General features: G+C 42.6%; 18 protein-coding genes and 3 pseudogenes. 9 read left to right on the top strand and 12 right to left on the bottom strand.

Annotation, left to right across the window (positions count from 1 at the left end; all coding sequences use genetic code 11):
• Nucleotides 1–34 precede the first annotated feature (34 nt).
• Nucleotides 35–1,003, top strand: a complete 969-nt coding sequence (locus tag V7K76_RS20730) for a TauD/TfdA dioxygenase family protein (protein ID WP_334775833.1) — start codon at nucleotides 35–37, stop codon at nucleotides 1,001–1,003.
• 654 nt (nucleotides 1,004–1,657) lie between these two features.
• A complete protein-coding gene (locus V7K76_RS20735) occupies nucleotides 1,658–1,873 on the top strand; it encodes a hypothetical protein (protein ID WP_334775834.1) in 216 nt (71 codons plus the stop codon).
• Here the strand turns inward: V7K76_RS20735 and V7K76_RS20740 are convergent.
• Nucleotides 1,857–2,300, bottom strand: coding sequence for a TOBE domain-containing protein (locus tag V7K76_RS20740; protein ID WP_334775835.1), 444 nt, complete (start codon nucleotides 2,298–2,300; stop codon nucleotides 1,857–1,859). The two genes, V7K76_RS20735 and V7K76_RS20740, sit on opposite strands and share 17 nt — an antisense overlap.
• Nucleotides 2,301–2,394: 94 nt before the next feature.
• Between V7K76_RS20740 and modA the strand changes: the two genes are divergently transcribed.
• A complete protein-coding gene (modA, locus tag V7K76_RS20745) occupies nucleotides 2,395–3,189 on the top strand; it encodes a molybdate ABC transporter substrate-binding protein (protein WP_334775836.1) in 795 nt (264 codons plus the stop codon).
• A 76-nt stretch (nucleotides 3,190–3,265) separates the two neighbouring features.
• Here the strand turns inward: modA and V7K76_RS20750 are convergent, their stop codons facing one another.
• Nucleotides 3,266–3,826, bottom strand: coding sequence for a peroxiredoxin (locus tag V7K76_RS20750; RefSeq protein ID WP_334775865.1), 561 nt, complete (start codon nucleotides 3,824–3,826; stop codon nucleotides 3,266–3,268).
• A 128-nt stretch (nucleotides 3,827–3,954) separates the two neighbouring features.
• Between V7K76_RS20750 and V7K76_RS20755 the strand changes: the two are divergent.
• Both V7K76_RS20755 and V7K76_RS20760 read left to right on the top strand, forming a co-directional pair.
• Nucleotides 3,955–4,044, top strand: a pseudogene (locus V7K76_RS20755) (IS607 family transposase); the annotation flags it as partial.
• 50 nt (nucleotides 4,045–4,094) lie between these two features.
• Nucleotides 4,095–4,538: an RNA-guided endonuclease InsQ/TnpB family protein gene (locus tag V7K76_RS20760; protein ID WP_334775837.1), complete on the top strand. Its 444-nt coding sequence runs from the start codon at nucleotides 4,095–4,097 to the stop codon at nucleotides 4,536–4,538.
• Nucleotides 4,539–4,645: 107 nt separating this feature from the next.
• Here the strand turns inward: V7K76_RS20760 and sipA are convergent, their stop codons facing one another.
• From sipA to V7K76_RS20775, 3 genes are all read right to left on the bottom strand, one after another.
• A complete protein-coding gene (sipA, locus tag V7K76_RS20765; RefSeq protein ID WP_334775838.1) occupies nucleotides 4,646–4,873 on the bottom strand; it encodes a regulatory protein SipA in 228 nt (75 codons plus the stop codon).
• A gap of 125 nt (nucleotides 4,874–4,998) precedes the next feature.
• Nucleotides 4,999–6,918, bottom strand: a complete 1,920-nt coding sequence (locus V7K76_RS20770) for a sensor histidine kinase (RefSeq protein WP_334775839.1) — start codon at nucleotides 6,916–6,918, stop codon at nucleotides 4,999–5,001.
• A gap of 540 nt (nucleotides 6,919–7,458) precedes the next feature.
• Nucleotides 7,459–8,760: an adenylate/guanylate cyclase domain-containing protein gene (locus V7K76_RS20775; protein ID WP_334775840.1), complete on the bottom strand. Its 1,302-nt coding sequence runs from the start codon at nucleotides 8,758–8,760 to the stop codon at nucleotides 7,459–7,461.
• A gap of 154 nt (nucleotides 8,761–8,914) precedes the next feature.
• Here V7K76_RS20775 and V7K76_RS20780 point away from each other — a divergent pair, with 154 nt between their 5' ends.
• The 3 genes and pseudogenes from V7K76_RS20780 to V7K76_RS20790 form a co-directional block, all read left to right on the top strand.
• Nucleotides 8,915–10,519, top strand: coding sequence for a DEAD/DEAH box helicase (locus V7K76_RS20780; protein ID WP_334775841.1), 1,605 nt, complete (start codon nucleotides 8,915–8,917; stop codon nucleotides 10,517–10,519).
• On the top strand, nucleotides 10,449–11,663 hold the full coding sequence (locus V7K76_RS20785; protein WP_334775842.1) for a DUF790 family protein: 1,215 nt from the start codon (nucleotides 10,449–10,451) through the stop codon (nucleotides 11,661–11,663). Before V7K76_RS20780 ends, V7K76_RS20785 begins: the two co-directional genes overlap by 71 nt.
• A 126-nt stretch (nucleotides 11,664–11,789) precedes the next feature.
• Nucleotides 11,790–11,921, top strand: a pseudogene (locus tag V7K76_RS20790) (zinc ribbon domain-containing protein); the annotation flags it as partial.
• A 40-nt stretch (nucleotides 11,922–11,961) separates the two neighbouring features.
• Here the strand turns inward: V7K76_RS20790 and V7K76_RS20795 are convergent.
• From V7K76_RS20795 to V7K76_RS20820, 6 genes and pseudogenes are all read right to left on the bottom strand, one after another.
• Nucleotides 11,962–13,011 (bottom strand): aromatic ring-hydroxylating dioxygenase subunit alpha, encoded by a 1,050-nt coding sequence (locus V7K76_RS20795; RefSeq protein WP_334775843.1) that lies wholly within the window; start codon nucleotides 13,009–13,011, stop codon nucleotides 11,962–11,964.
• A 131-nt stretch (nucleotides 13,012–13,142) separates the two neighbouring features.
• On the bottom strand, nucleotides 13,143–13,331 hold the full coding sequence (locus tag V7K76_RS20800) for a DUF6887 family protein (protein WP_334775844.1): 189 nt from the start codon (nucleotides 13,329–13,331) through the stop codon (nucleotides 13,143–13,145).
• A 120-nt stretch (nucleotides 13,332–13,451) separates the two neighbouring features.
• Complete coding sequence (locus tag V7K76_RS20805) at nucleotides 13,452–14,642, bottom strand: pyridoxal phosphate-dependent aminotransferase (protein ID WP_334775845.1); 1,191 nt, start codon at nucleotides 14,640–14,642, stop codon at nucleotides 13,452–13,454.
• A gap of 330 nt (nucleotides 14,643–14,972) precedes the next feature.
• The gene (locus V7K76_RS20810) at nucleotides 14,973–15,191 is read right to left on the bottom strand and encodes a hypothetical protein (RefSeq protein WP_334775846.1); all 219 of its coding nucleotides are present in this window, start codon (nucleotides 15,189–15,191) and stop codon (nucleotides 14,973–14,975) included.
• 164 nt (nucleotides 15,192–15,355) lie between these two features.
• Nucleotides 15,356–16,435, bottom strand: a pseudogene (nrdJ, locus tag V7K76_RS20815) (ribonucleoside-triphosphate reductase, adenosylcobalamin-dependent); the annotation flags it as partial.
• A 282-nt stretch (nucleotides 16,436–16,717) separates the two neighbouring features.
• Nucleotides 16,718–19,132, bottom strand: a complete 2,415-nt coding sequence (locus V7K76_RS20820; protein ID WP_334775847.1) for an LAGLIDADG family homing endonuclease — start codon at nucleotides 19,130–19,132, stop codon at nucleotides 16,718–16,720.
• Between the two features lie 496 nt (nucleotides 19,133–19,628).
• On the opposite strand from V7K76_RS20820, the gene V7K76_RS20825 reads away from it, so the two are divergent.
• Entirely contained in the window at nucleotides 19,629–20,390 is a 762-nt protein-coding gene (locus V7K76_RS20825) for a Uma2 family endonuclease (RefSeq protein WP_334775848.1), read from the top strand.
• Between the two features lie 383 nt (nucleotides 20,391–20,773).
• Here the strand turns inward: V7K76_RS20825 and V7K76_RS20830 are convergent.
• The coding region (locus V7K76_RS20830) for a tetratricopeptide repeat protein (RefSeq protein WP_335029993.1) at nucleotides 20,774–21,314 on the bottom strand (541 nt) is incomplete at its 5' end.

A 21,314-nucleotide genomic window follows, 5' to 3' on the forward strand; every position in this document is an offset into this window, starting at 1 on the left:
ACCGTCCATATCGATCAAACTCTGGAGAATTGACATGAGCAACAAACACATTGAAGTCAAACAAGTAGCAGGTTTCATCGGTGCCGAAATCAGTGGCGTAGATTTGTCGCGCCCTTTGCACGATGATGCAGTCAAAGAAATTCGTCAAGCACTGTTGAAGTGGAAAGTCGTATTCTTTCGTGGTCAAAACATCGATCATGCTGCACAAATTGCATTTACGGCTCGTTTCGGCGAAGTAACTTATGCACATCCCCATGAAGATGAGCCGATTGAAGGCTTTTCAGAAATTCTACCCATTGACCGCAGTCGTTACGAGCGGCGGAATGGTCTACGCCGTTCCAGCTACGAAAGCCGTTGGCACACCGATGTGACAGCAGTTGTCAACCCACCTGCTGCATCGATTTTGCGTGCGGTTAACGTGCCCAACTTCGGTGGTGATACACAGTGGACAAATTTAGTTGCAGCCTACGAGGGTCTGTCAGCACCCCTACGGGCGCTTGCAGACACATTGAAAGCCGAACATCGCTTCAATGCACGTTTGAATTTGCCCAGCAACAGCAAGATTGCCCAGCGCATTGCAGCCAATCCGTTGGTTTCAATCCATCCAGTGGTTCGGGTTCATCCTGAGACTGGTGAGCGGGCATTGTATGTTAACCCTGGGTTCACCTCGCACATTCTTGACGTATCACGACAAGAGAGCGACTTGCTGCTTGAGTTGTTCTTCAACCAGATCACCAAGCCTGCCTACACCACCCGTTTCCGTTGGAACAACGGAGACATCGCCTTCTGGGATAACCGCGCCACCTCGCATTTGGCCCCTCAGGATTTGGATCATGTGGAAGTTGAGCGTGTACTCTATCGCACTACCATCACAGGTGACGTTCCAGTTGGGCCCGATGGTTTCCGATCGCAAGTGGTTGAAGGTGAGGCCTTCAGTAGCGAATTACCAACCATCTTGAAGAATAAAGCCGAGAATTTGGAAGCGGTACCAGCGCTTTCATAAGCTACAGAGTGGTAATTTATCCCACGGCTATGATTGTTTATCTGGCGATATGCTTCTGCGATCGCTCGTTTTCATAAAAAGCCGTGGGATTCTGAGTCATTATTAGGACTAGCACTTTCAAAGTGGGCGAGAATTTTAGTCCATAAATTCCTCTTTAACCTGTTTTCTCTATGCCTCTGCGGTTCAATAAATTACTTTTAACCGACTACCGTGGGTTTAAATCCCCCAGTTCAATAACTGGCAAGTTTTGGGTCGGGGTCTAAATCCCCGGACGCTCGCAGACTCGCTACCGCTTCGCTAACACAAAACTTAATTACGAATTACGAATTACGAATTACGAATTACGAATTATTTAAACCGCCCAGACGCAGAGAACGCTGAGAAAAAACCAGATATTTCACCCTACTGGTGTGGCAGGCAAAAAAATTGTGCATTAGACATCTCCGAAAAAGAATGTAGAGACGTAGCAATGCTACGTCTCTACAAGGGTTCTGGATAACGCACATTTAATTTCTGGAGATGTCTATTAGACGTAGGTTGGGTGGAGCGGAGCGCAACCCAACATATATCTGGATGTTTATCAGAAAAATGGGTTTAAAACCCCGTGCTTCCAGTACGGCTTTAAAGTAATGAGTAAGGAGTAATGAGTAATCAGTGGATGAAAAATGGGTATTTACTCATTACTTATTACTCGTTACTCCTTTTTCCCCGTGCGTACCCTTCGGGAACGCCAAGGGCGAACACGGCGGTGAGGATGTCAACAGGATATTGGGTTACGCAAAACTAACACCCAACCTATTAGCCTTGTCACGCCACTACTCAATGCTGAGTTGTCCAGAGACATCACCACAGCCTATTCTCTGGCAATAACTATATCGTTGGACTTAATAACGGCATAAGCCTCTTTCCCTTCAGACAAATCCAACTCTTCTACCGATACTCTGGTGATAATCGAAGTTAACTCAACTTTGTGAACAATCTCCAGCGTCACCTCACTATTAACGGCTCCAGTGACAACTCGCTTCACAACACCCTTGAGAATATTGCGGGAGCTAACTTTGAGTGGTTTCTTTTGAATACTAATTTCGATCTCAGGTATTTGAGTGTAGATATCTTCCTCTTCTGTGTTTATACTTGGTAGCGAGTTTGATGGTGAAGAGTGTTGATTAAGACCACGTACCAATTCCCGAAGAATCTCGGTCTTGGTTCGCTGAGACTGGCCACAAAACTCTTCCAAAATCTTTCGCTCTTCTTCTGAGGTTTGGAATGTGACCCACCCTTGTTCTTTTCTAGGCATATTTTTACCGATATAGTTGGTTAGATGTTGGTATATTTGCTACTATTTTAGCTAGCATCAATTTTATGGAAGAAACCTTTCAAACGCATTTTTTATGAAAAGAAGACAAATTTTTGGTTTCCTGGGTATAGTAGTTGCTGGCTGGCTGTTAGCAATTGGTTTACCATTAGTTACTCCTTCTCCTGTAATAGCACAGTCAAACACCAACATACTTGTGTCCGCAGCTGCCAGCTTAAAAGAGGCGTTGGAAGAAATTAAGCCTTTGTACCAACAAAGTAAATCAAATATCAATATTAGTTATAACTTTGGGGCTTCTGGCGCGTTGCAGCAACAGATTGAACAAGGTGCGCCAGCAGATATTTTTGTCTCTGCCGGCAAAAAGCAAGTGGATGCCTTGGAAGAAAAAGGACTATTGCTACCAGGTAGCCGTACTAACTTAGCAAATAACCGTCTAGTCTTGATTGTGGCTCAGGATGTTGTTGGCATCACTAGTTTTTACAATTTAACAGATAGTAAGATTAAAAAAATTGCGATTGGTGAACCCAGAAGTGTACCCGCCGGTCAATATGGAGAGCAAGTATTAAGGAAATTGAAAATTTACGATCGCGTCAAGTCAAAATTAGTCTTTGCTAACAATGTGCGTCAAGTTTTGGCAGCAGTAGAAAGTGGTAACGCCGAAGCAGGTTTAGTTTATGCCACTGATGCCAAAATTTCCAACAAGGTAAAAGTCGTAGTCGCTGCTGATGATAAGTTTCACTCACCAATTGTCTATCCAATAGCTGTACTCAAGAGTAGTAAAAATGCTTCTGCCGCTAAGGAATTTGTCCAGTTTTTATCTGGTAGTCAAGCCAAAACTGTACTCAAAAAATATGGGTTTATCGTCAATTAAAGGATTGAATACCAATTCTTTGTAAAGCTGCACAAAATCAGTCTTGGTGAGACAAGGGGCTTAAGCCCCTTGTTTTTTATGCAGAAGCCGCTGACTGCAATTTTTCTAATCGTGCTAGCACTTCTGAACTGTGAATAGTTGGGTTGACTTTGACAAAAGTCTCGCGCAAGACACCTTGAGGATCGATGATAAAACTATGGCGCATAGATAAAAAGCCGAGCCAAGAACCATAAGCTTTACTTACTGAACCGTCAGTATCAGCCAACAGGGGAAATTTTAGTCCCTCTGAATCACAAAATTTGGCATGAGAATCAATGTCATCAGCACTAACGCCAATAATTTGGGTATTTTTTTCCAGGTATTGGGGTAAGTCTTGCTGAAAACGACGAGCTTCTATAGTACAACCAGAGGTGAAGTCTTTAGGATAAAAGTACAGAACTAGCCATTTACCGCGCAAGTCAGAGAGGGAAATTTTGCCATTACCTGTGTTGGTTGGCAAAGTAAACTCTGGTGCGGGTTGATTAATTGCCGGAAGTTTACCACCAAGGGCATTCGCAGCAGTAGTGAAATTCAGCCAGCTGATGACAGAAATACAGCTGGCAAATAATATGCTTAAAAAAGTGCGGCGGGAAATCATGGTACAAACCAGAATCACAACTTTACACAAGTTTACAATTCTTGGTTGCGAGAAATCTCATTCTAAATTAGATTCGGGAGGGGTAGGAAGCTGTAACTAAATCCTTAGAGAAACCTTGACATCTTTTCCGGAATCTGGTAATAACTCACAAAGATAGATTGCTAAGGTTCGGTGCAGAATTGGTATTCGCCATGTGTGAAGAATTTGAAACTGAAGTTGGTGCTAAATCATATAAAAAGTATGAAGGCAAGTTGAGTAGAATGCAATAATGCAATGGTTGAATCGTTATAAAATCATCGGTTCAGCTAACTGGAAAAAAGCGCAATTACAAATAGCTAGATTGCACTCTAAAATAGCGAACATCAGGAAGGATACGTTGCACAAACTAACAACACTGTTAGCCAAGAACCACGGCACAGTAGTGATTGAAGACCTCAATGTATCAGGCATGATGGCTAACCACAAGCTAGCAAAATCTATCGCCGATATGGGATTTTATGAGTTCCGTCGCCAGTTAACTTACAAGTGTGAACTGTATGGTTCCAAACTCGTTGTAGTTGACCGATGGTTTCCTAGTTCCAAAACTTGCTCAAACTGTGGAACCAAAAAAGAAACACTCTTGCTATCTGAAAGAGTGTTTGAGTGCAGTCACTGCAGTTTCACAATTGACCGTGATTTAAACGCAATCAATTTGAGTAAAGCTGTCAGTTAGACAGTGTTAGCCTGTGGACTGGTTAACGCCGACGTTACCAGGATGAAACAGGAAGTAAACGAAACCCAAGGTAGAAAAGTCCAATTATGGGTAGCTTTGGGTAGGAATTATATAACGGTATCTGTGCTTTCGATGTATTGACTATCTAAGAGAAAAGCCCCCCTAGTAAAGCGAATGCCCCAATATCCACCGGGTCTACGGTCAATGACTATGCCTTCTTCGCCAATGTGAATCACATTAGGAGGGCGCAGCATGGGCATGGGTTCAGCAGTTTTGACGTAGGCTGGTAGCGCCACAACCCGGACTTTACTACCAATTGCGAATTCTTTAGACATCTTAATCAAGCTGAGAGTTTTGAATTAACTCATAACTCATAACTAGCTTGAAAGTCTAGTGACACACTCCCAAACTATTGCTGAATTCTTGGAATCACTTTTTGATATTGGATGCTCACAAATTTCTAAATAGTTTTCATTGGCAGACTAACAACGAATGTTGCCCCTTGTCCAATTCCTGGACTTTTGGCACAGACTGTACCACCATGTAATTCTACCAAGTGGCGGACGATCGCTAACCCTAATCCTAGTCCACCATGCGATCGCGTGGTGGAACTATCTGCTTGACGAAAGCGTTCAAATACATGGGGTAGGAATTCGGCAGCAATTCCTCCTCCCGTATCACTCACCTGAATTTGCACGCAAGATTCAATCCGCTCCAATTGCACATCAACTCTTCCGCCTTTGGGTGTAAACTTGACGGCGTTGGAGAGCAAATTCCACACAACCTGTTGCAAGCGGTTGACATCACCCACAACTACCTCTACTTCTGGGTCGAATCTACACTTGATGCTAATCTCTTTCGCCTGGGCTGCTGGATACACAGTATCAATTGCCGCCTCTATAAGTGTCACAAGTTTTACTTGCTCCATGCTTAGATGAAGTGTACCTCTAATAATGCGTGACACATCTAGAACATCTTCAATCAGTTGTGTCAGGGATCTACTGTTACGCTCAATTGTCTCTAGTGCGCGACCAGTAAGATTTTCATCTAACTTGCGCTTTCTAAGTAGCTGTGACCAGCCCAGTATAGCATTTAGGGGTGTACGGAGTTCGTGAGAAAGTGTAGCCAGAAACTCATCCTTCATCCGGTTTGCTGTTTCTGCATCGGCGCGTGCGGCTTGTTCGCGCTCAAGCAGTCGTTCGCGTTCTTGCTCTGCTAACTTGCGAAGTGTAATATCTGTGCTTAGGACAACAAATCCTTCTACTTTCTCTTGCTGACTGAATTGTGGAACGTAAGTAACATTCACGTAATGGTTTTTGCCATCTTTATCAGATAATTGGGTTTCGTAAGTTACTTGCTCTCCTGAGAGTACTGTTTCTACGTAAGGAAGGATTGATTGATAAACCGACTCTCCCAAAACTTCTCTTATGTGTTTACCAGAAATTTCGGAAGCAGGAAGCCCAAACCAGTCTTCATATCCTTTATTATTAAAACGATAATGCTGCTTACTATCAACATAGGAAATATTGACGGGTACAGCATTTGTAATCAGGCGTAGCTCATCTTCTCGTTGACGCAGTGCTGCTTCTGCTTGTTTGCGTTGGCTTAAATCAAGTACAAAACAGATAACATCCTCTGGAGTATTTTCTAACAAAGCGCAACCTAATAGAATGGGAACGCGGCTGTTATCTTTGCGGATGTATTGGTTCTCAAAGGGCTGACACACACCTTTAGTTTTGAGTTCTGCGATCGCACTATTGTTAGCTTCAATATATTCTGGTGGTATCATATCGCGCCATCGAACTCGCCCTGCTAGTAAATCCTCCCGCGAATAACCTACCATTTCTAAAAAAACATCGTTAGCTTCTGCGATCGCCCCGTCCATATTGGCTACAATTACCCCAATGATGTTGGACTCTACCAACCTTCTAAACCTTGCCTCACTCACCTGCCGCTTCTGCAAACTCGTTTGCAGATGTTGTTTGGCAGTGTGTAACTCTGAGTTCAGCAAGGTGATGAATGTTGTCACCAGTACAAATAAGCCTAAGCGTCGTATGCTGTCTAGACTCCCAACCAAGAGCGAAAACACTGGCTCTAAGAAAAAGTAGCTGACGGCTAAAGTAGATAAAGTAGTAGCCAGTAACCCTGCTTCTATGCCGCCATACCAGGCACTAATCGCCACGGCAGCAAAAAACAGCAGAAAAATAGTTGGTTTCAGTAGTGGCTGTAGCAATAGTGTTAGTAGTAATCCGCTACCAACAGCTAATAGTGCCACAGCATAGGGTGCTAGAAGGGAACGTATTCCTTTCAATGTAGCTTCTCCTTTTATGCAGCTAGCTAAAGGATTATTCCCAAAATCAGCTAGAAAATGCGTAGGCATAGCCTGTTATAGACATCGCTCAACACCTATTATGCATCAAAAGAATACACACCTAAGCAGTTACTCGCTGCGAATCTATCTAAAGTAGTAAAGCTTAGATTTAGCAAAGCTTAAATAATCTTGATACTTCTAATTATCGCTTTAATTATATATGTTTTGTTTTTGAGTCTCTGTCAAACAGTAGAGATTTATTCAGAAGAATTCAGAACTCAGTAGTCAGAATTCAGTATGAATTGAAGTCATATTAGAGACTTTCAAATAAAAAATATCCAATTAACTCTTGTAGGGTGGGCAAGATGCCATTGGTGTCAAGTTAAGGCTAAAGCAAGTCTAGAAATAGCTTTTAGATTGCCTCGTTCCCAGTCTCGGACTGGGAATGCTTGTCTTTGAGGCTCCGCCTCTCTTTACTGGCGGCTCTGCCGCCAGGAGCAGCATTTCCAGCCGGAGGCTGGAAACGAGATTTGAAAAGGGTTGTAGCTTAAGTTGACACCAATGGCAAGATGCCCACCCCACAATATTCAGGATTCTGAATCCTATTTATTAAGTTTTTGAATTAACTTCCTTGAGTATATAAGTCATCATTTCACCTTTACCTTTAACTTGAATTAAACCTCGTTTCTCCAATAAGTACTTATCCTTTAAAAGCTGATAACTTGCTTCACAAACCTGGATACTACCTGCAATACCATGAGATTCCATTCTACTAGCTGTATTGACTGTATCTCCCCAAAGGTCGTAGGCAAACTTTTTCAGCCCAATCACCCCTGCGACTACTGGCCCAGTACTAATGCCAATACGAATGCAAAAGGATTGGTTATTTTCTTCGTTAAACGTAGCTACAGCCTTTTGCATATCCAATGCCATATTAGCGATCGCTGGAGCATGATTGTTAGATTGATTTGGCAACCCGGCAACAGCCATGTATGCATCACCAATAGTCTTGATTTTCTCTACTCCATGACGTTCTGCTAATTGGTCAAACAAACAGAAAATTGTATTTAATAACTCAACTAACTCCGCAGGAGATGTACGAGATGAAAGCTCTGTAAAGCCAACAATATCAGCAAATAGCACCGTAACTTCTAGAAAGCTATCGGCAATAGTTGTCGGTTGTTGTTTTAATTGTTCTGCAATCATCTCTGGCAGAATATTTAGTAACAGCCGTTCTGATTTTTGCTGTGCAAGTTCCATTGCACTACGGGCGTAAAATTCTTTTTTTCGCAAGCGTTCGTATAAATAGACAGAGAAAACACAAATAATGCAAGTCCAAAAGAAATATAAGCCCTGCTCAATATAAAAAGCTGATGGGTTTTTTAACAAGGGATTATACAATAAATATAAAATTAGATAGCAACCAATTGTCCCAACTTGTGCTATTAAATGTAGCCACCATTGTACTGGAACGATTGTAGCCTGAGTGAGAAACATCAGATTCCAGAAATTGGTTCTAGGTTCTAGATTATTAAACAGCAAAGCGACATCAATTTGCACGGCACAAGTTACAGACCAACATAAACTCAAAAAAATTAGGTTTGGGTAACGACGACCTATAGAGGTTTTACATAAACCCCAACAAATTACTGTGAATAGTTCTACTACAATACCGATTTTAAAGGCGTATATCTTGCCTTCTAATTGGGAATTTGCCCAAAGGAAAAAAGTAATCAAAGTCAAGCCAGAAATCAGCATAATCTGAGCCTGCAATTGCAACCGCTTAAGCAGGAAGCGCTGTCGCTGTTCTTTGTAAGATTCCCCAAGGCTACTGCTCATTTGCCAATGGGACATCCCTTGACTCATGAGCGCATCTAGTTGAGTTTTGTCAGAGTTATTTGGATTAATCATGCACTTTTTACGTTATTAGTAATCAAGGGAGTGGGAGGATGAGGGAGATAAGGGAGATAAGAGAGAATAACTCTTAACTCCTAACTCCTAACTCCTAACTCCTAACTCCTAACTCCTCACTCAGCACTCAGCACTCAGCACTCAGCACTCTCAAATGGCTCGTACCCCTACATTAAATTTTGATCGTGGCACATTAATTTTGCATCCACCACCACGCGGCAAGGGTTGGATGGACTACGCTACGTGGGATGATAGAGTTGAAAAATTCCGCATTCCAGCAATTAGATACCGATCGCTTGTAGAAGCACTACAAGCGGAAGATGTTTATTTTATCGATGAGGCCAAGGAATTTTATCCTATAGATTTGGTTCCTACTCTAGAAATGGAACCCTATCCCCACCAGACTGAAGCGCTAGCGGCTTGGAAACTGGCGGGTAGACAAGGGGTGGTTGTGCTTCCCACGGCGGCGGGAAAGACTTATTTAGCGCAAATGGCGATGCAGTCAACGCCGCGCACGACGTTGATTGTAGTGCCTACTTTGGATTTAATGCATCAGTGGTATGCACATTTAGTTGCGGCTTTTCCTGATGCTGAGGTGGGATTGCTGGGAGGTGGTTCGCGGGATAGAACGGCTATCTTAGTTGCAACTTATGATAGTGCTGCAATTCACGCTGAAACCTTGGGAAATCAATATGCGTTAATTGTTTTTGACGAATGTCATCATTTACCGACAGATTTTAATCGGGTAATTGCTGAATATGCGATCGCACCTTATCGCCTGGGACTCTCCGCGACACCGGAACGCACCGATGGTAAGCACGCTGATTTAAATATCCTCATTGGACAAGAAGTATATCGCAAACGCGCTGAAGATTTAGCGGGGAAGGCGTTAGCAGAGCATGAAATTGTTCAAATTAAGGTAAAGTTATCGCAACTTGAGCGGGAAAGATATAATCAGTTAATTCAAACCCGCAATGACTTTTTGAAGCAATCAAAGATTTCTTTGGGGAGTTTACAAGGTTGGCAGATGTTCGTCCAAATGAGCGCGCGATCGCAATCTGGACGGAGGGCGATGTTAGCACATCGAGAAGCGAAAGATATCGCTTTGGGTACTGATGGGAAGTTGCGAATTTTGATTAATTTATTGGCAGAACATTATCCGGCAAGAATTTTGATTTTTACTGCTGATAATGCAACAGTTTACCGCATTTCTCAAGAGTTGCTAATTCCGGCAATTACTCATCAAACTCCTGTGAAAGAACGGCATGAGATATTAACCAAGTTTCGAGAAGGTAAATATAATACTTTGGTTGCTTCTCATGTGTTGAATGAAGGGGTTGATGTACCTGCGGCAACTGTTGCAATTATTTTATCGGGGACTGGTTCGGCTAGGGAGTATACTCAGCGCTTGGGGAGGATTTTACGGAAGGGGAATATTGAGAATAAGCAGGCGATTTTGTATGAGGTGGTGGCTGAGGATACGAGTGAGGAGGGGACTTCGGCTAGGCGGAGAGGGGAGAGGAGAGACGAACCGCAGAGGCGCGGAGGACGCAGAGAGGAGGAGGAGAAGAAGGGGAAGTTACAGGTTGTGTATGGGAGTGGGAAGGAACGGAGTTTGAAGGCTGCGGAACAGTTAGAGATTAATTATTCAGTCCAAAATCCAAAATCTAAAATCCAAAATTCAGCAGATGTTACCGACAGATTTACTGATGCATCGCCAAAACGGGGAGGAGATCATTCCGAAGAGACTGAAGATTGATCAAAAGACTTCGGAGTTGGCGATTGAGTTAATTAATTATTTTCAATCGGCGGTGGGAAAGACTCAAGGTGTGCTTGAGCGACAGCTGACTGATTTTGAAGGAGATTCTACAGATTATCGGGTGAAGCGAGGGTTAGCTTATATTCTCAAAAGTAGTTTTTGTACTTTTGAGGTGGTTAGTCCTTTGGAACCACAAATGTTAAGAGAACGGGTGTTTTCTCTGGCTGCAAAGTCTGTTTCTAGTCGGGAATCAACCCAAGTTACTCTGAGTACAATTGCTGATGAGTTAACTCAAGAACTTGAGCGGGAAGTTTTATTAGAACAGGTTCGGAATGGATTATATGCTGATTTATCTGAGAATAAAATTTTGACTGTTTTTGATGCACCAACAGCGCCAGATGTGTTAAATCGATATAACTTATCTCAGGTGCAGGGTGTGTTTTATAAGGCCAGTAAACTGGTGTTAAATGCTCACCGAAATGTTCCGGGAGAATATAAGCTATTATTTCGCTATTTAAAGTTATTTCAATTGATGGCTTATATTGAGGGCGATGCTGACCACGGGTTTACAATTACGATAGATGGGCCGACGAGTTTGTTTAATCCTAGTACGCGATATGGGTTAGCGATCGCTAAACTTATTCCGGCTTTACTTCACGTTACTAAATGGAGTCTTTCTTCGATTCTGCAAACCCGCGACGCTTATACAAATACTTGGAAAACTGGACGTTTCACTCTCAATTCTGAATGTGGTTTGGTATCTCATTATCCACCAGGTAAGCCCTACGATAGTATGCTAGAAGCATCCTTTGCTGATAAATGGGATGCATTGAAAAGTGGTTGGGCGTTAGAACGAGAAGTTGATTTGATCCCAATTCCCGGTAGTGTGATGATTCCCGATTTTCGCTTAGTTCATGCTGATGGACGCACCTTTTTATTAGAAATTGTTGGTTATTGGCGGCCAGAATATTTACAAAAGAAGTTTTCTCAGGTGCGACGGGCTGGACGTGATGACTTGATTTTGGCAATTTCTGAGCGACTTAATTTAGAAAAAGCGGGAGTAAAATTAAATGATGTCCCCGCTAGAATTGTTTGGTTTAAAGATAAGTTATTGCCGAAAGCTGTGTTAGCTGTAATGGATTGATTAAGGAGACTGGGGACTGGGTAGAGGGGATTGGGTACTTGGTATGTGGAAAACTCTTTTTCCTAGTCCCCAGTCCCTACAAGCCAAGAATGTTCTAACTGTGGTCAGAAGGTCAAGAAGCCTCTATCTCAAAGAGTGCATAACTGTCCTAGTTGTCTAACAAGTTTATGTAGAGATTTGAACGCGGCTATAAACATAAAGAATCGTGGGGCGCACGATCTAAAAGCTCAAATTATGTCCTCAATGAGGAGTCTTTGAGAAGCCGTACACTTACCTGTACTCAGGAAGTGTAGGTACGTCACGCACGCCACCGCAGTATTTGACCCTTAACAGGATTCACAAATTCTCGTCCTTCAGCAATAGAACGAGCATACTCCCGCTTTAACTGGTAGTACCACTGTGCCTGCACATCTGAGTCTTTAATTAGTCGTAGCACAGGATTATACTTGAGGCCAATCTGCTGCTTTGCCACAATTGTTCGGTCTTGGTCAATAAAAGTCCCTGCTAGCAGATGTACTAGTGGCTTGAAAAATCCTACCCAAGGCAGTGTCCAGTAAAGAGCAAAAGTTACTTCTGTTTCTGTGTCTGAAATCGGTGTAACAGCCGTTAAATTAACGACTCGATGATTGGCAATTGTGGTTTCTTCGATTCTGACTCCAGGTAAACGAAAAGAAATCTCCGTTTCTGGCACACCACCGCCAATCAGCCAGTATAATCGACCCCCATTCGCTGGTAATCGGTGTCGTCGCATCGTGAAGCCGTAGGGTGAAGCATCAAACAGCTTTACTTCTTCATGTAATTGCTCATTTCGCCACCACCAAGCGCGATGAACATAAGGTGAATGAGCCGGGTCCATCAAACCTACCACTGCATGATCCACAAAACAAGGAAATTTCACAACTTTTACGAACTGAGGCGGCTCATCAAACCCTGGAATCACCGGAATTTCTATCTCGGAAGCAGGTTGAGGGTTATCTGGATCGGCGATATATATCCAAATATTTCCTTGAGCTTCGCGAATTGCATAAGACTGCACGTCGAAGCGACTCAAATCCATCTGCTGTTCTTCTACAAGAGATGGTATTGTAGTGCAGCGTCCACCCTCGTTAAAGCGCCAACCGTGGTAACAGCATTCCACTTCCTGCCCATTGAATCTACCACAACTCAAGGGTACACCACGATGAGGGCAAATATCCCGCATCGCTGAGACTTTGCCATCCTGACTACGGATTAGCAATACTGGTTCTCCCAAGAAAATGCGGCTGATCATCATACCTGGTTTGATTTGATTGCTAGGCAAAGCATAGTACCAAGTATTACGTAATACAAAATTATCGTTATTTTTCATAACTAATATCAATTGAGATAGATAGTATATTGAACATTACTGGAACAGACTTTTGGTAAAGATATTTATGTTAAAACAAAAGCGTTGTGTTAGTAGCACAACACTTTTGTTGCGATAATTTGATTTAAGTCTTAAGTTTTTTGCGCTCCTCCTTCACGTTTGCGCTGAATAATTGCAGGCAATTCATCTAGGTTTAAAGGTCTAGCATTCGCTTTAATCCGGTCAGACAATTCGTAAAAAGCTTCATTGCCTTCAGGATTTTGCAACACGTAAGCCCTTAATTCGGCTTTGGGCATCGTCTTAAAGTTAAGTTTGGTCATAGCTGACTTTCCCTTGCTTATCTACCGTTATTTCAATTTCGTCTCCAGCCAGAATCACCAAACAAGGCAAAAGTAAAAAGTAAAAAGGCACTCATAAAGAAAAAGAAAAATGGATGACTTCTAACTCCTAACTATAGTTTCCAAACCTTGCACTAATCTTTCTATTCCTTCTTTTGCCGTCTCTTTTTGCAGCGCCCCATAAGCAACACGTAGATAGCATCCGTCATCCATGCCAAAGGTTGTACCTGGAATAACTGCTACTTTATGTTCCTGGATTAGTCTTTTAACTAACTCAAAAGCATCCATTTGGGTATGAACTTTCAGAAAAAAATAGAAAGCACCATCGGCGGGGATAATGCTACACAAGCCTTGTAGGCGATTAAGGGAGTCTAATACTAGTTGGCGTACTTGAGCGATGCCTACGGCGGGCTGCGCCAACGCTCCTATATGACTCTGCAAATACTCCTCTTTTGCCTGCAATGCTCCTAAAGCTGCATATTGAGAAATGACTGGCGGACAAATCAAAATTGTATCCTGGACTTTTTTAACAGCGACAAGCAAGTGTTTGGGAATCACCATGTAGCCAATGCGCCAACTGGCAAAACCGTATGCTTTGGAAAGGCTATAGAGAGAAATGGTGTACTCGCTATTATTAGCAAATGCGCCAGGTGAAATGTGTTTTATTCCGTTATAGGTAAAGTATTCATAAGCTTCATCGCTGATGTGGTAAATATTATGATTACCACAAATTTGATTGACTTGGCGTAATGCAGCTTCTGAATAGACAACTCCAGTCGGGTTATTTGGTGAAATCGTCACCACAGCTCGTGTTTTGGGAGTAATTGCTTGAGCGATCGCTTCTGGGCGCAGTTGGTAATTTTCATCTGTCGCCACTAACACCGGATGACAACCAGCCATTGCGATCGCCATTTCGTGATTGAAATAATAGGGCGTATTCAGAATAATTTCATCACCTGGGCTAGCGATCGCAAGAATGGCATTCATAAATCCCATGTTGCTCCCTGCTGTCACTACGATGCAGTTTTCACCGTTGATTTCAATGCCGTTAAAGTCTTGCAATTTTCCTGCAAGTGCTGTCAGTAATGGGGGAATTCCCTCAACTGATTTGTATAAATTATTGGTTGGTTCGGCTAAGAATTTGGCTAAAAATTCTATAGCTTCCGGTGGTGGGTTGTAAGAAACTATACCTTGTCCTAGAGAGATTGTTCCCGGAGAATTTTTAATCAGTTCCCCAACCACAGGAATAATCGGTGACTGTACCGCTTGCATACGAGAGGTTAGGGATTCCATGTTTCCTTGCTCATGTTCCTGACTTTAGTATCTCTTAATAGGGGAACAACCGACTAGTACCGCTACGCGGAAGTCAAAAGTTAAAAGTTAAAAGGCGTATAGAATAGGCTTTTCATTGATTTCAAATGCTTGTACTATTTCCGCCGTACTGTACTAGTACCGCAAGGCGGAAGTCAAAAATCAAAAGAATTGTATTCCAAGCTCTTGCGCCGTATTTATTTTTAATTTTTAATTCTGACCGAAAAATTGTAGAAAGTAGGGTTCAGTGCTGCCAAGGGCAGCACTGACTCCCTGTTTTTTAGTAAATTCAACTATGTATGGTTAGAGTTTTTAGTCAATGGAAATCTGCTGAGGGCCATTGGCTTTACCATTATGGGCATCAGTTGTGGTGCGGCTATAACTATTTGAGCGGATCTGTTTATCTAGCCAGCCTTTAACGGGATCGTCTGCGAGATTGAGCCGAAGCACACCAGAGAAGAACCCACCCACAAATGACACTGGATGCTGAGTAAATTCCCTGAATATAGGTGACAATTCATCAATGAACATTAAGAGACTCCTGGCACTGCCGTAAAAAATTATTACTTCTTAATTGATCGTAACGTGTTTGGGCATTGGGCATGGGGCATTGGGCATGGGGCATCGGTTATTCTTCTTGTCTCTCCCTGCTCCCAGTCCCCAGTCCCCAGTCCCCAGTCCCCAGTCCCCAGTCCCTAGTCCCCAGTCATTGGTTGCTGATCGGGAAACATACACTTATCAGAATCACAACCACTAGGGCCGGCCTCTGACATTTCGCCTAAATCGTAGCGGCTTAAGACTGCACAGAAGTCATCTGTTTTGCGGCGTGCTTTCACCTCTTGAGTTAAGCGATCGTAGGTGGATTTGTCTATTGGTTCAAATGGCAAACGCGGGAATGATTGCAAATCGTCAAAACGGGCTAAAAGAGCCGCTGAAATATATCCCTCATCATTCTGGATGGTTTCGTAAATGCGCTGCCCTAAAGGCTCGATTTCATCAGAGCGGAGTTCCAAGGTTGCTGATGTGTTGTGAGTCACATACCAGCGTTGAACTTGAAGGACAAAATCAAATTGGGCTAAGGCTGAAAACTTAGAAACATCAATTTCATCAGCCCCTGGTAAATCAGCCCAAGTTACAGAAACAGGGATTTCCACTAGCCATTCACTTACGCGTGGATCAAAGGGATCGTTAAGCAAATTGCCCTGTTCATCTTTGTCTGATTGAGAGGGAATGACGTTGTAACCATAGTCAATACAAGCTAAGGCTACTGGGTCATTTTTTCCAAAAGTAATCCGGCGAATGAATCTTTGGGCTTTCGGGGGATGCCAGCCGGAACTGGCATTAGTTAATAAAGCCTTAGTGCCACTGGGTTGCACTGTGGTACAACGATTTGGACGCTTGAGATTGTGGCGATCGCAATAATCCCAAACCACCCGATGTACAATATCTCTCCAAGAACTGAGGTATTTCTCTTCCTCGCGCTTGAAAGCTAATCCTTGTGGAGTTGCAGGCCTTCCTGCTTCCCACCAGCGCAGCCAATCAACACCAAAGGCATGGACAAAGAAATCAAATAAACCTGTAAAAGAAACTCCTACAATCGGGTCTAATTCACGACTGTATTGATAGCGTGGTTCCAGGAATTTGTGATTTAAAAGTGCTGCTACAGATAGCGCCCCAGCAGTGAAAGCTTCCTCTTGTTCTTTGTAGTTACGTGGGTCAATTTGATTAAGGTGAACCTCTGACAAATTGCAGTGAAAGTTACTACCGATGATTTCCAAATTTGTTACCCTAGAGGCTTTTTATCCCCTAGTTCTACTGCTTGATTATTCGCAGTAGTTCCGCATACATTTTGCAGATGTGATTTCAGATAATAAAAGTGTTTTTCACATCCGCCCCCGCACTCTTGGAGAGATTATATTCTAGACACCAATTTTCGATGTAATCTAGTTTCACTCTCTACGCTGTACGGTGTCAAAGGCTTTTTAGTTCCTTTGATTACCACGGGATTAGCATCTCAGCTTTCCCCGTTTTTGCGAGGTTTTTAACGTGAGGCAAAATCAATTACCACACGGATTTAGCCCATAGCGAGCTAAACGATGTTCTAACTCATTAGCATCCAGATTTGGATAACGTTGTTTTAACCAATCTTTTGCTGTTCCTTGTTCATAAGCTTGTAAAAACTCAACTTTCAAAGCTTGTGTTGGTAGCAAATCAATGTTCGATCGCGCTACGGCTTCACCAGCCCATTGAATTGCTCCCTCGCCACTGTAATATTGTTTGCGGACGGCATTAAGACATTCTTCTAAGGTCGGCTTGCGGTGAAAAACTCTCGTATGATTGGCCATTCTTAGAGCATCACGCTCTGGATCGATTCGCCAGTTGCCACTTTCATCTTGCTGCCATAAATTATCTTTGGCGGTAGCTGCTAGACCATCGCCGGAATCAAACTGACGCATTCCCGCACTGTTAGAAACTAAAATGCCTTCACAAACAAATTCGTGAATGGTGGCAACTTCAATATCATAAGTAGGTGCAGAGCGTACATTTAGTTCAACCCCTAAAACTTTAACTGGAACTAAATCAGTTGCTTCAGGAAGATATTTTTTCAACGTAGGGAGAGGCATCTGTTGATGAATGGCAGCCCAGTGATATTGAGTGGAGTTAACAATGGGGCGAACCATAGCTTTCGGAAAGCCGTGGTCTTTAAACGATTTAGGGGTCTGCCGTTTGTGAGTTGAGAACTGAATGGAATAGCTGTCAAAGAAGTTTTCAACAAACTTGAATGCTGCTTCCCCAATAGTTACTAATTCACCTTCCCACTTGCCAGTACTCTTGCGAATTGAACTACACAACCGGACTGTGATTCCTAGAGATGCGTAAAGTGCTTGAACCTGCTGCAAAAATCGCTGGTGAATTGAAGCTACTAACACCCCTTGAGAATGACACCCATCAGCATCAGCAAGACCAGCTAGGTAAGCTTTGCGAATATCGCCTGTACCCAACAATATGCAATCAGGTATAACTAGGGGCTGGAATGCTTGCTTAAATAATTTGAGGTATTGATTCAAAGCTACTGAGTTGAACTGTAGATCGTAGGCTTTGGTTTTGCACTGTTCAGATGTTCGCAGTGTGTAAGTTTCTAAACCAAATTCGCGTCCAACAGCAATTAAACGTTCTAAAATCTTCTTGCTCTCTTCATGAACTCGAAATCTAACTCTTGAGCCGTCAGAGCCAACTGAGCCATCACCTTGCAAGTAGCCAATGAAGTAAGCTACATCAGGAGTAAGAGCAGGAACGGTAATCGGCTTGATTTTACGTTGAATTTTACCGCGAAACTCAGGTAATTCAGTGGGCGTACCAGGTATAGCTTGTGGTACAAATATTAGGCGATCGCCAGCTTTTAAATCTTGAGCCTTAACCATTTTGTAATTGCCGTACACATCTGTAAAAACGGCAACTTTGTGATCGGCTGTACATTCAAAAAAGCCATCCTGAGTTTGAATGCGGCAAAGGGATTGCTCACCTTGAACAAAGAAGTTAGTAACTGGATAGAAACCTTTACTGGTTAGGACGCGATCGCCTACACGTACTTTGGCAATAGGAACTAAACCCGCTTCTGTATGAACTAAAGCATCTTCAGGTAGACAGCGCCGAATGTTACCGGCAACAATTGTGACAGCAGCTTGATCAATTAACAGACAGGATTCAACTGAATTTAATTGCCGCCCTCTAGCTTTATTCAGAATAGATGCACAACGCTGATAAAGTCCGGGCAATTTTACAGGATTAGCAACTCCTCCAAAGCCGTTGAGAGTTTCTCCTGCTTTGCGGACATCGCTGATATCAACTAATACTTCAACTGCTGCTGAAAATTGTTCATTAGTGGAGAGTTCTAATAAGGCTTGATATGATTCAACCCAACCTTCACGGCTATCTCCAACGTGAATAGTGACGTTATTGCCTTCTATATGAGTTTCAGTATATTCACGTCGCTGTTGCACAGGAGTGCTGCCAATTTCACCTTTTACAGTGACATTCAGTTGATTACGGATGGGGGGCAACTGGTTAATAAATTGTGGTTCTAATACGGCTCCAGTACCACAACCCATCATTGCCAGATCCATCATTAACCCGAAGGCACTCCAGTCTTGGAGATTGGTAGAGGTGCAATTATAAGCCCCGGAAAAATTCTTTGGCTTGGTTATCCAGTCTGTACCACCAACCCATAGCCAGCGCCCACTGGGCATAGCTTTCAAGTTGCGCTGCATCTTATCCAATGTGACAGCTTCTTCTGGAGTTAGCTTTCCTAACTCGACTAAGCCTTGTAGAGTGCGATCGCATACCTCATCCCATGTTTCCCTTAGTCCCGCCTTTGTACGGCGGCTATAGGTTCTAAAAAATACGGGATTTGCAGCCGGTGCTGTTTCTGGAAACCTTGCACTCTGGCGTGTTCTTTCGAGATTCTGAACCATATATTAAGTGTCTTGCGTTCTTCTTGCGTGCGGACAGATTATGACTATACGCCAAGTAGTTTTAGTATTAAAGATTGTCAAATTGTCCACTTTACGCTAGCTATCAGTTAGAGAAATTGCAACAAATTTTTATGATGTATAATGGTTTGCTTCTTAAGTAGGATATCGGAATTAAGTTGTAATTAGCACATGCCAGACGTGACGCTGCAATAAAAAATTATCATATTGTAAGTTTTTAAAGGATTTAGAATTGTATATTCATTCTGAATTCTGACTCCTGACTACTCAATTCTGTTCGATAAAATAGGATTGCCATAGCTTGATTTCGGCTGCTGTGTACTACATTTATGATCAAATTATTCAGGTCAACAGTAAACCCATCATGTTAGAGTACAATCCATTAGCTTGCTTGCCTTCATCTGAGGAATTTAAATTGCTATCAAGATTCATTTATAAAATAAAGATGTACTAATAACTGAGGAACGGTAAACCCATCATGCTAAAGTACGATCCATTAGCTTGTTTGCCCTCATCTGAGGAACTACCAGACTCTGATGATACCCCTGTGGATAATGAATTACAAGATTTGATTCCCGGTTTACTTAAAGCGATTCTAGCAATGGCTTGGCCAGAACGCATGGATTGGTATTTTGGCGTTGACATGGGTATTTATTATGATCCAGATTTACCAGCAATAGTACCAGATGGGTTTTTGAGTTTAGGGGTAGAACGATTTTATGATGAAAACCTCCGCCCCAGTTATGTGCTTTGGGAAGAGAGGAGAGTACCAGTATTAGCGCTAGAAGTAGTATCTCAAAAGTATCGTGGTGAGTACTCTACTAAAAAAGCAGAGTATGCAAAATTAGGGATTTTATATTATGTAGTTTACAATCCGAATCGTCGCCGCAAGTCACGTTTAGAAATTTACAAATTAGTTAACAATGCTTATGAATTACATGATGGGAATCCAGTTTGGTTGCCAGAAATAGGTTTAGGAATTGGGATCGAACGAGGAACTTATCTAGGCATCCCACGGGAGTGGATGTATTGGTATAACCAACAAGGACAACGGTTTTTAACACCAGAAGAAAAGGAAAAACTTGCTGAACAAAAAGCTCAACAAGCTGAACGAAAAGCTCAACAAGCTGAACAAAAAGCTCAACAAGCTGAACAAAAAGCCCAACAAGCTGAACAAAAAGCTCAATTATTACGAGAACGGTTACGATCGCTCGGTGTAGATCCTGATTCTCTGTTATAAATAGCTGTAAAGGTTCATTTACGAAGCTCCGAGGTTCATCAACAAAGCTCCGAGGTTCACGAATAAAGCTCAAAGACTCGTCGGCGAGTATCAAAGACTCATTACAGCAGTTTTCATTTACTTAAATCATACTTTTACCTTCTTTTCTGCGCCTTTGCGTGAGACAAAAAATCTTTCGGTATTCTTTCAACACCAAGCTGTAATTAAGAATTACGAATTAGTTGCAATAACCGCCTCAGAATAAATTCTGAGGCTAATAATTAAAGTCGTCTAAAGACGACTGGTAAAAAATTACAGTCCACTTGAGTGGACTTAGGCTATTAGCCCAGAAATTTATTTCTGGCCGGGCGATGGTGCTAATCGAGAATCGTGCAAGATATAAGCTAATCTTCTTCACTCTCTACTTTCTGCTGCACTCTATCAAGACTTGCACTCAACCTTTCAGCATCCGGTGACTTCAATCGCTGCAAAATCTCTAAAGCTGGTTGGAAATAGGATATCGCTTTAGTGTATTCACCCTGCTGTTCTGCCAAATGTCCTAACCACCACAGAGTCATTGCTTTGCCTTGGACATTTCCAATGCGTTCTTTTATTTCCAAAGACTGATTGTAGAGTGCGATCGCTTCATCCACATCCCCTTTGTTGGCGTAGAGAATTGCCAGTGCGTGCAACGTCGCCGCTTTGCCTTGGACATTACCAATGCGTTCATCAATTTCCAAAGACTGATTGTAGAATGCGATCGCTTCATCCACATCCCCTTTGTTGGCGTAGATACCTGCCAGTTGGTGCAACGTCGCCGCTTTGCCTTGGACATCTCCAATGTGTTCTTTTATTTCCAAAGACTGATTGTAGAGTGCGATCGCTTCATCCACATCCCCTTTGTTGGCGTAGATACCTGCCAGTTGGTGCAACGTCGCCGCTTTG

The sequence above is a fragment of the Nostoc sp. genome (assembly GCF_036917975.1).
Taxonomy (GTDB): Bacteria; Cyanobacteriota; Cyanobacteriia; order Cyanobacteriales; family Nostocaceae; genus Nostoc.

Coding starts and splice junctions, on each gene's coding strand:
- V7K76_RS20800 (WP_334775844.1), bottom strand. CDS start 13,331: ATGACCAAACTTAACTTTAAGACGATGCCCAAAGCCGAATTAAGGGCT.
- V7K76_RS20730 (WP_334775833.1), top strand. CDS start 35: ATGAGCAACAAACACATTGAAGTCAAACAAGTAGCAGGTTTCATCGGT.
- V7K76_RS20750 (WP_334775865.1), bottom strand. CDS start 3,826: ATGATTTCCCGCCGCACTTTTTTAAGCATATTATTTGCCAGCTGTATT.
- V7K76_RS20795 (WP_334775843.1), bottom strand. CDS start 13,011: ATGAAAAATAACGATAATTTTGTATTACGTAATACTTGGTACTATGCT.
- sipA (WP_334775838.1), bottom strand. CDS start 4,873: ATGTCTAAAGAATTCGCAATTGGTAGTAAAGTCCGGGTTGTGGCGCTA.
- V7K76_RS20825 (WP_334775848.1), top strand. CDS start 19,629: ATGCTAAAGTACGATCCATTAGCTTGTTTGCCCTCATCTGAGGAACTA.
- V7K76_RS20780 (WP_334775841.1), top strand. CDS start 8,915: ATGGCTCGTACCCCTACATTAAATTTTGATCGTGGCACATTAATTTTG.
- V7K76_RS20770 (WP_334775839.1), bottom strand. CDS start 6,918: ATGCCTACGCATTTTCTAGCTGATTTTGGGAATAATCCTTTAGCTAGC.
- V7K76_RS20810 (WP_334775846.1), bottom strand. CDS start 15,191: ATGTTCATTGATGAATTGTCACCTATATTCAGGGAATTTACTCAGCAT.
- V7K76_RS20775 (WP_334775840.1), bottom strand. CDS start 8,760: ATGATTAATCCAAATAACTCTGACAAAACTCAACTAGATGCGCTCATG.
- modA (WP_334775836.1), top strand. CDS start 2,395: ATGAAAAGAAGACAAATTTTTGGTTTCCTGGGTATAGTAGTTGCTGGC.
- V7K76_RS20805 (WP_334775845.1), bottom strand. CDS start 14,642: ATGGAATCCCTAACCTCTCGTATGCAAGCGGTACAGTCACCGATTATT.
- V7K76_RS20820 (WP_334775847.1), bottom strand. CDS start 19,132: ATGGTTCAGAATCTCGAAAGAACACGCCAGAGTGCAAGGTTTCCAGAA.
- V7K76_RS20785 (WP_334775842.1), top strand. CDS start 10,449: ATGTTACCGACAGATTTACTGATGCATCGCCAAAACGGGGAGGAGATC.
- V7K76_RS20760 (WP_334775837.1), top strand. CDS start 4,095: ATGCAATGGTTGAATCGTTATAAAATCATCGGTTCAGCTAACTGGAAA.
- V7K76_RS20740 (WP_334775835.1), bottom strand. CDS start 2,300: ATGCCTAGAAAAGAACAAGGGTGGGTCACATTCCAAACCTCAGAAGAA.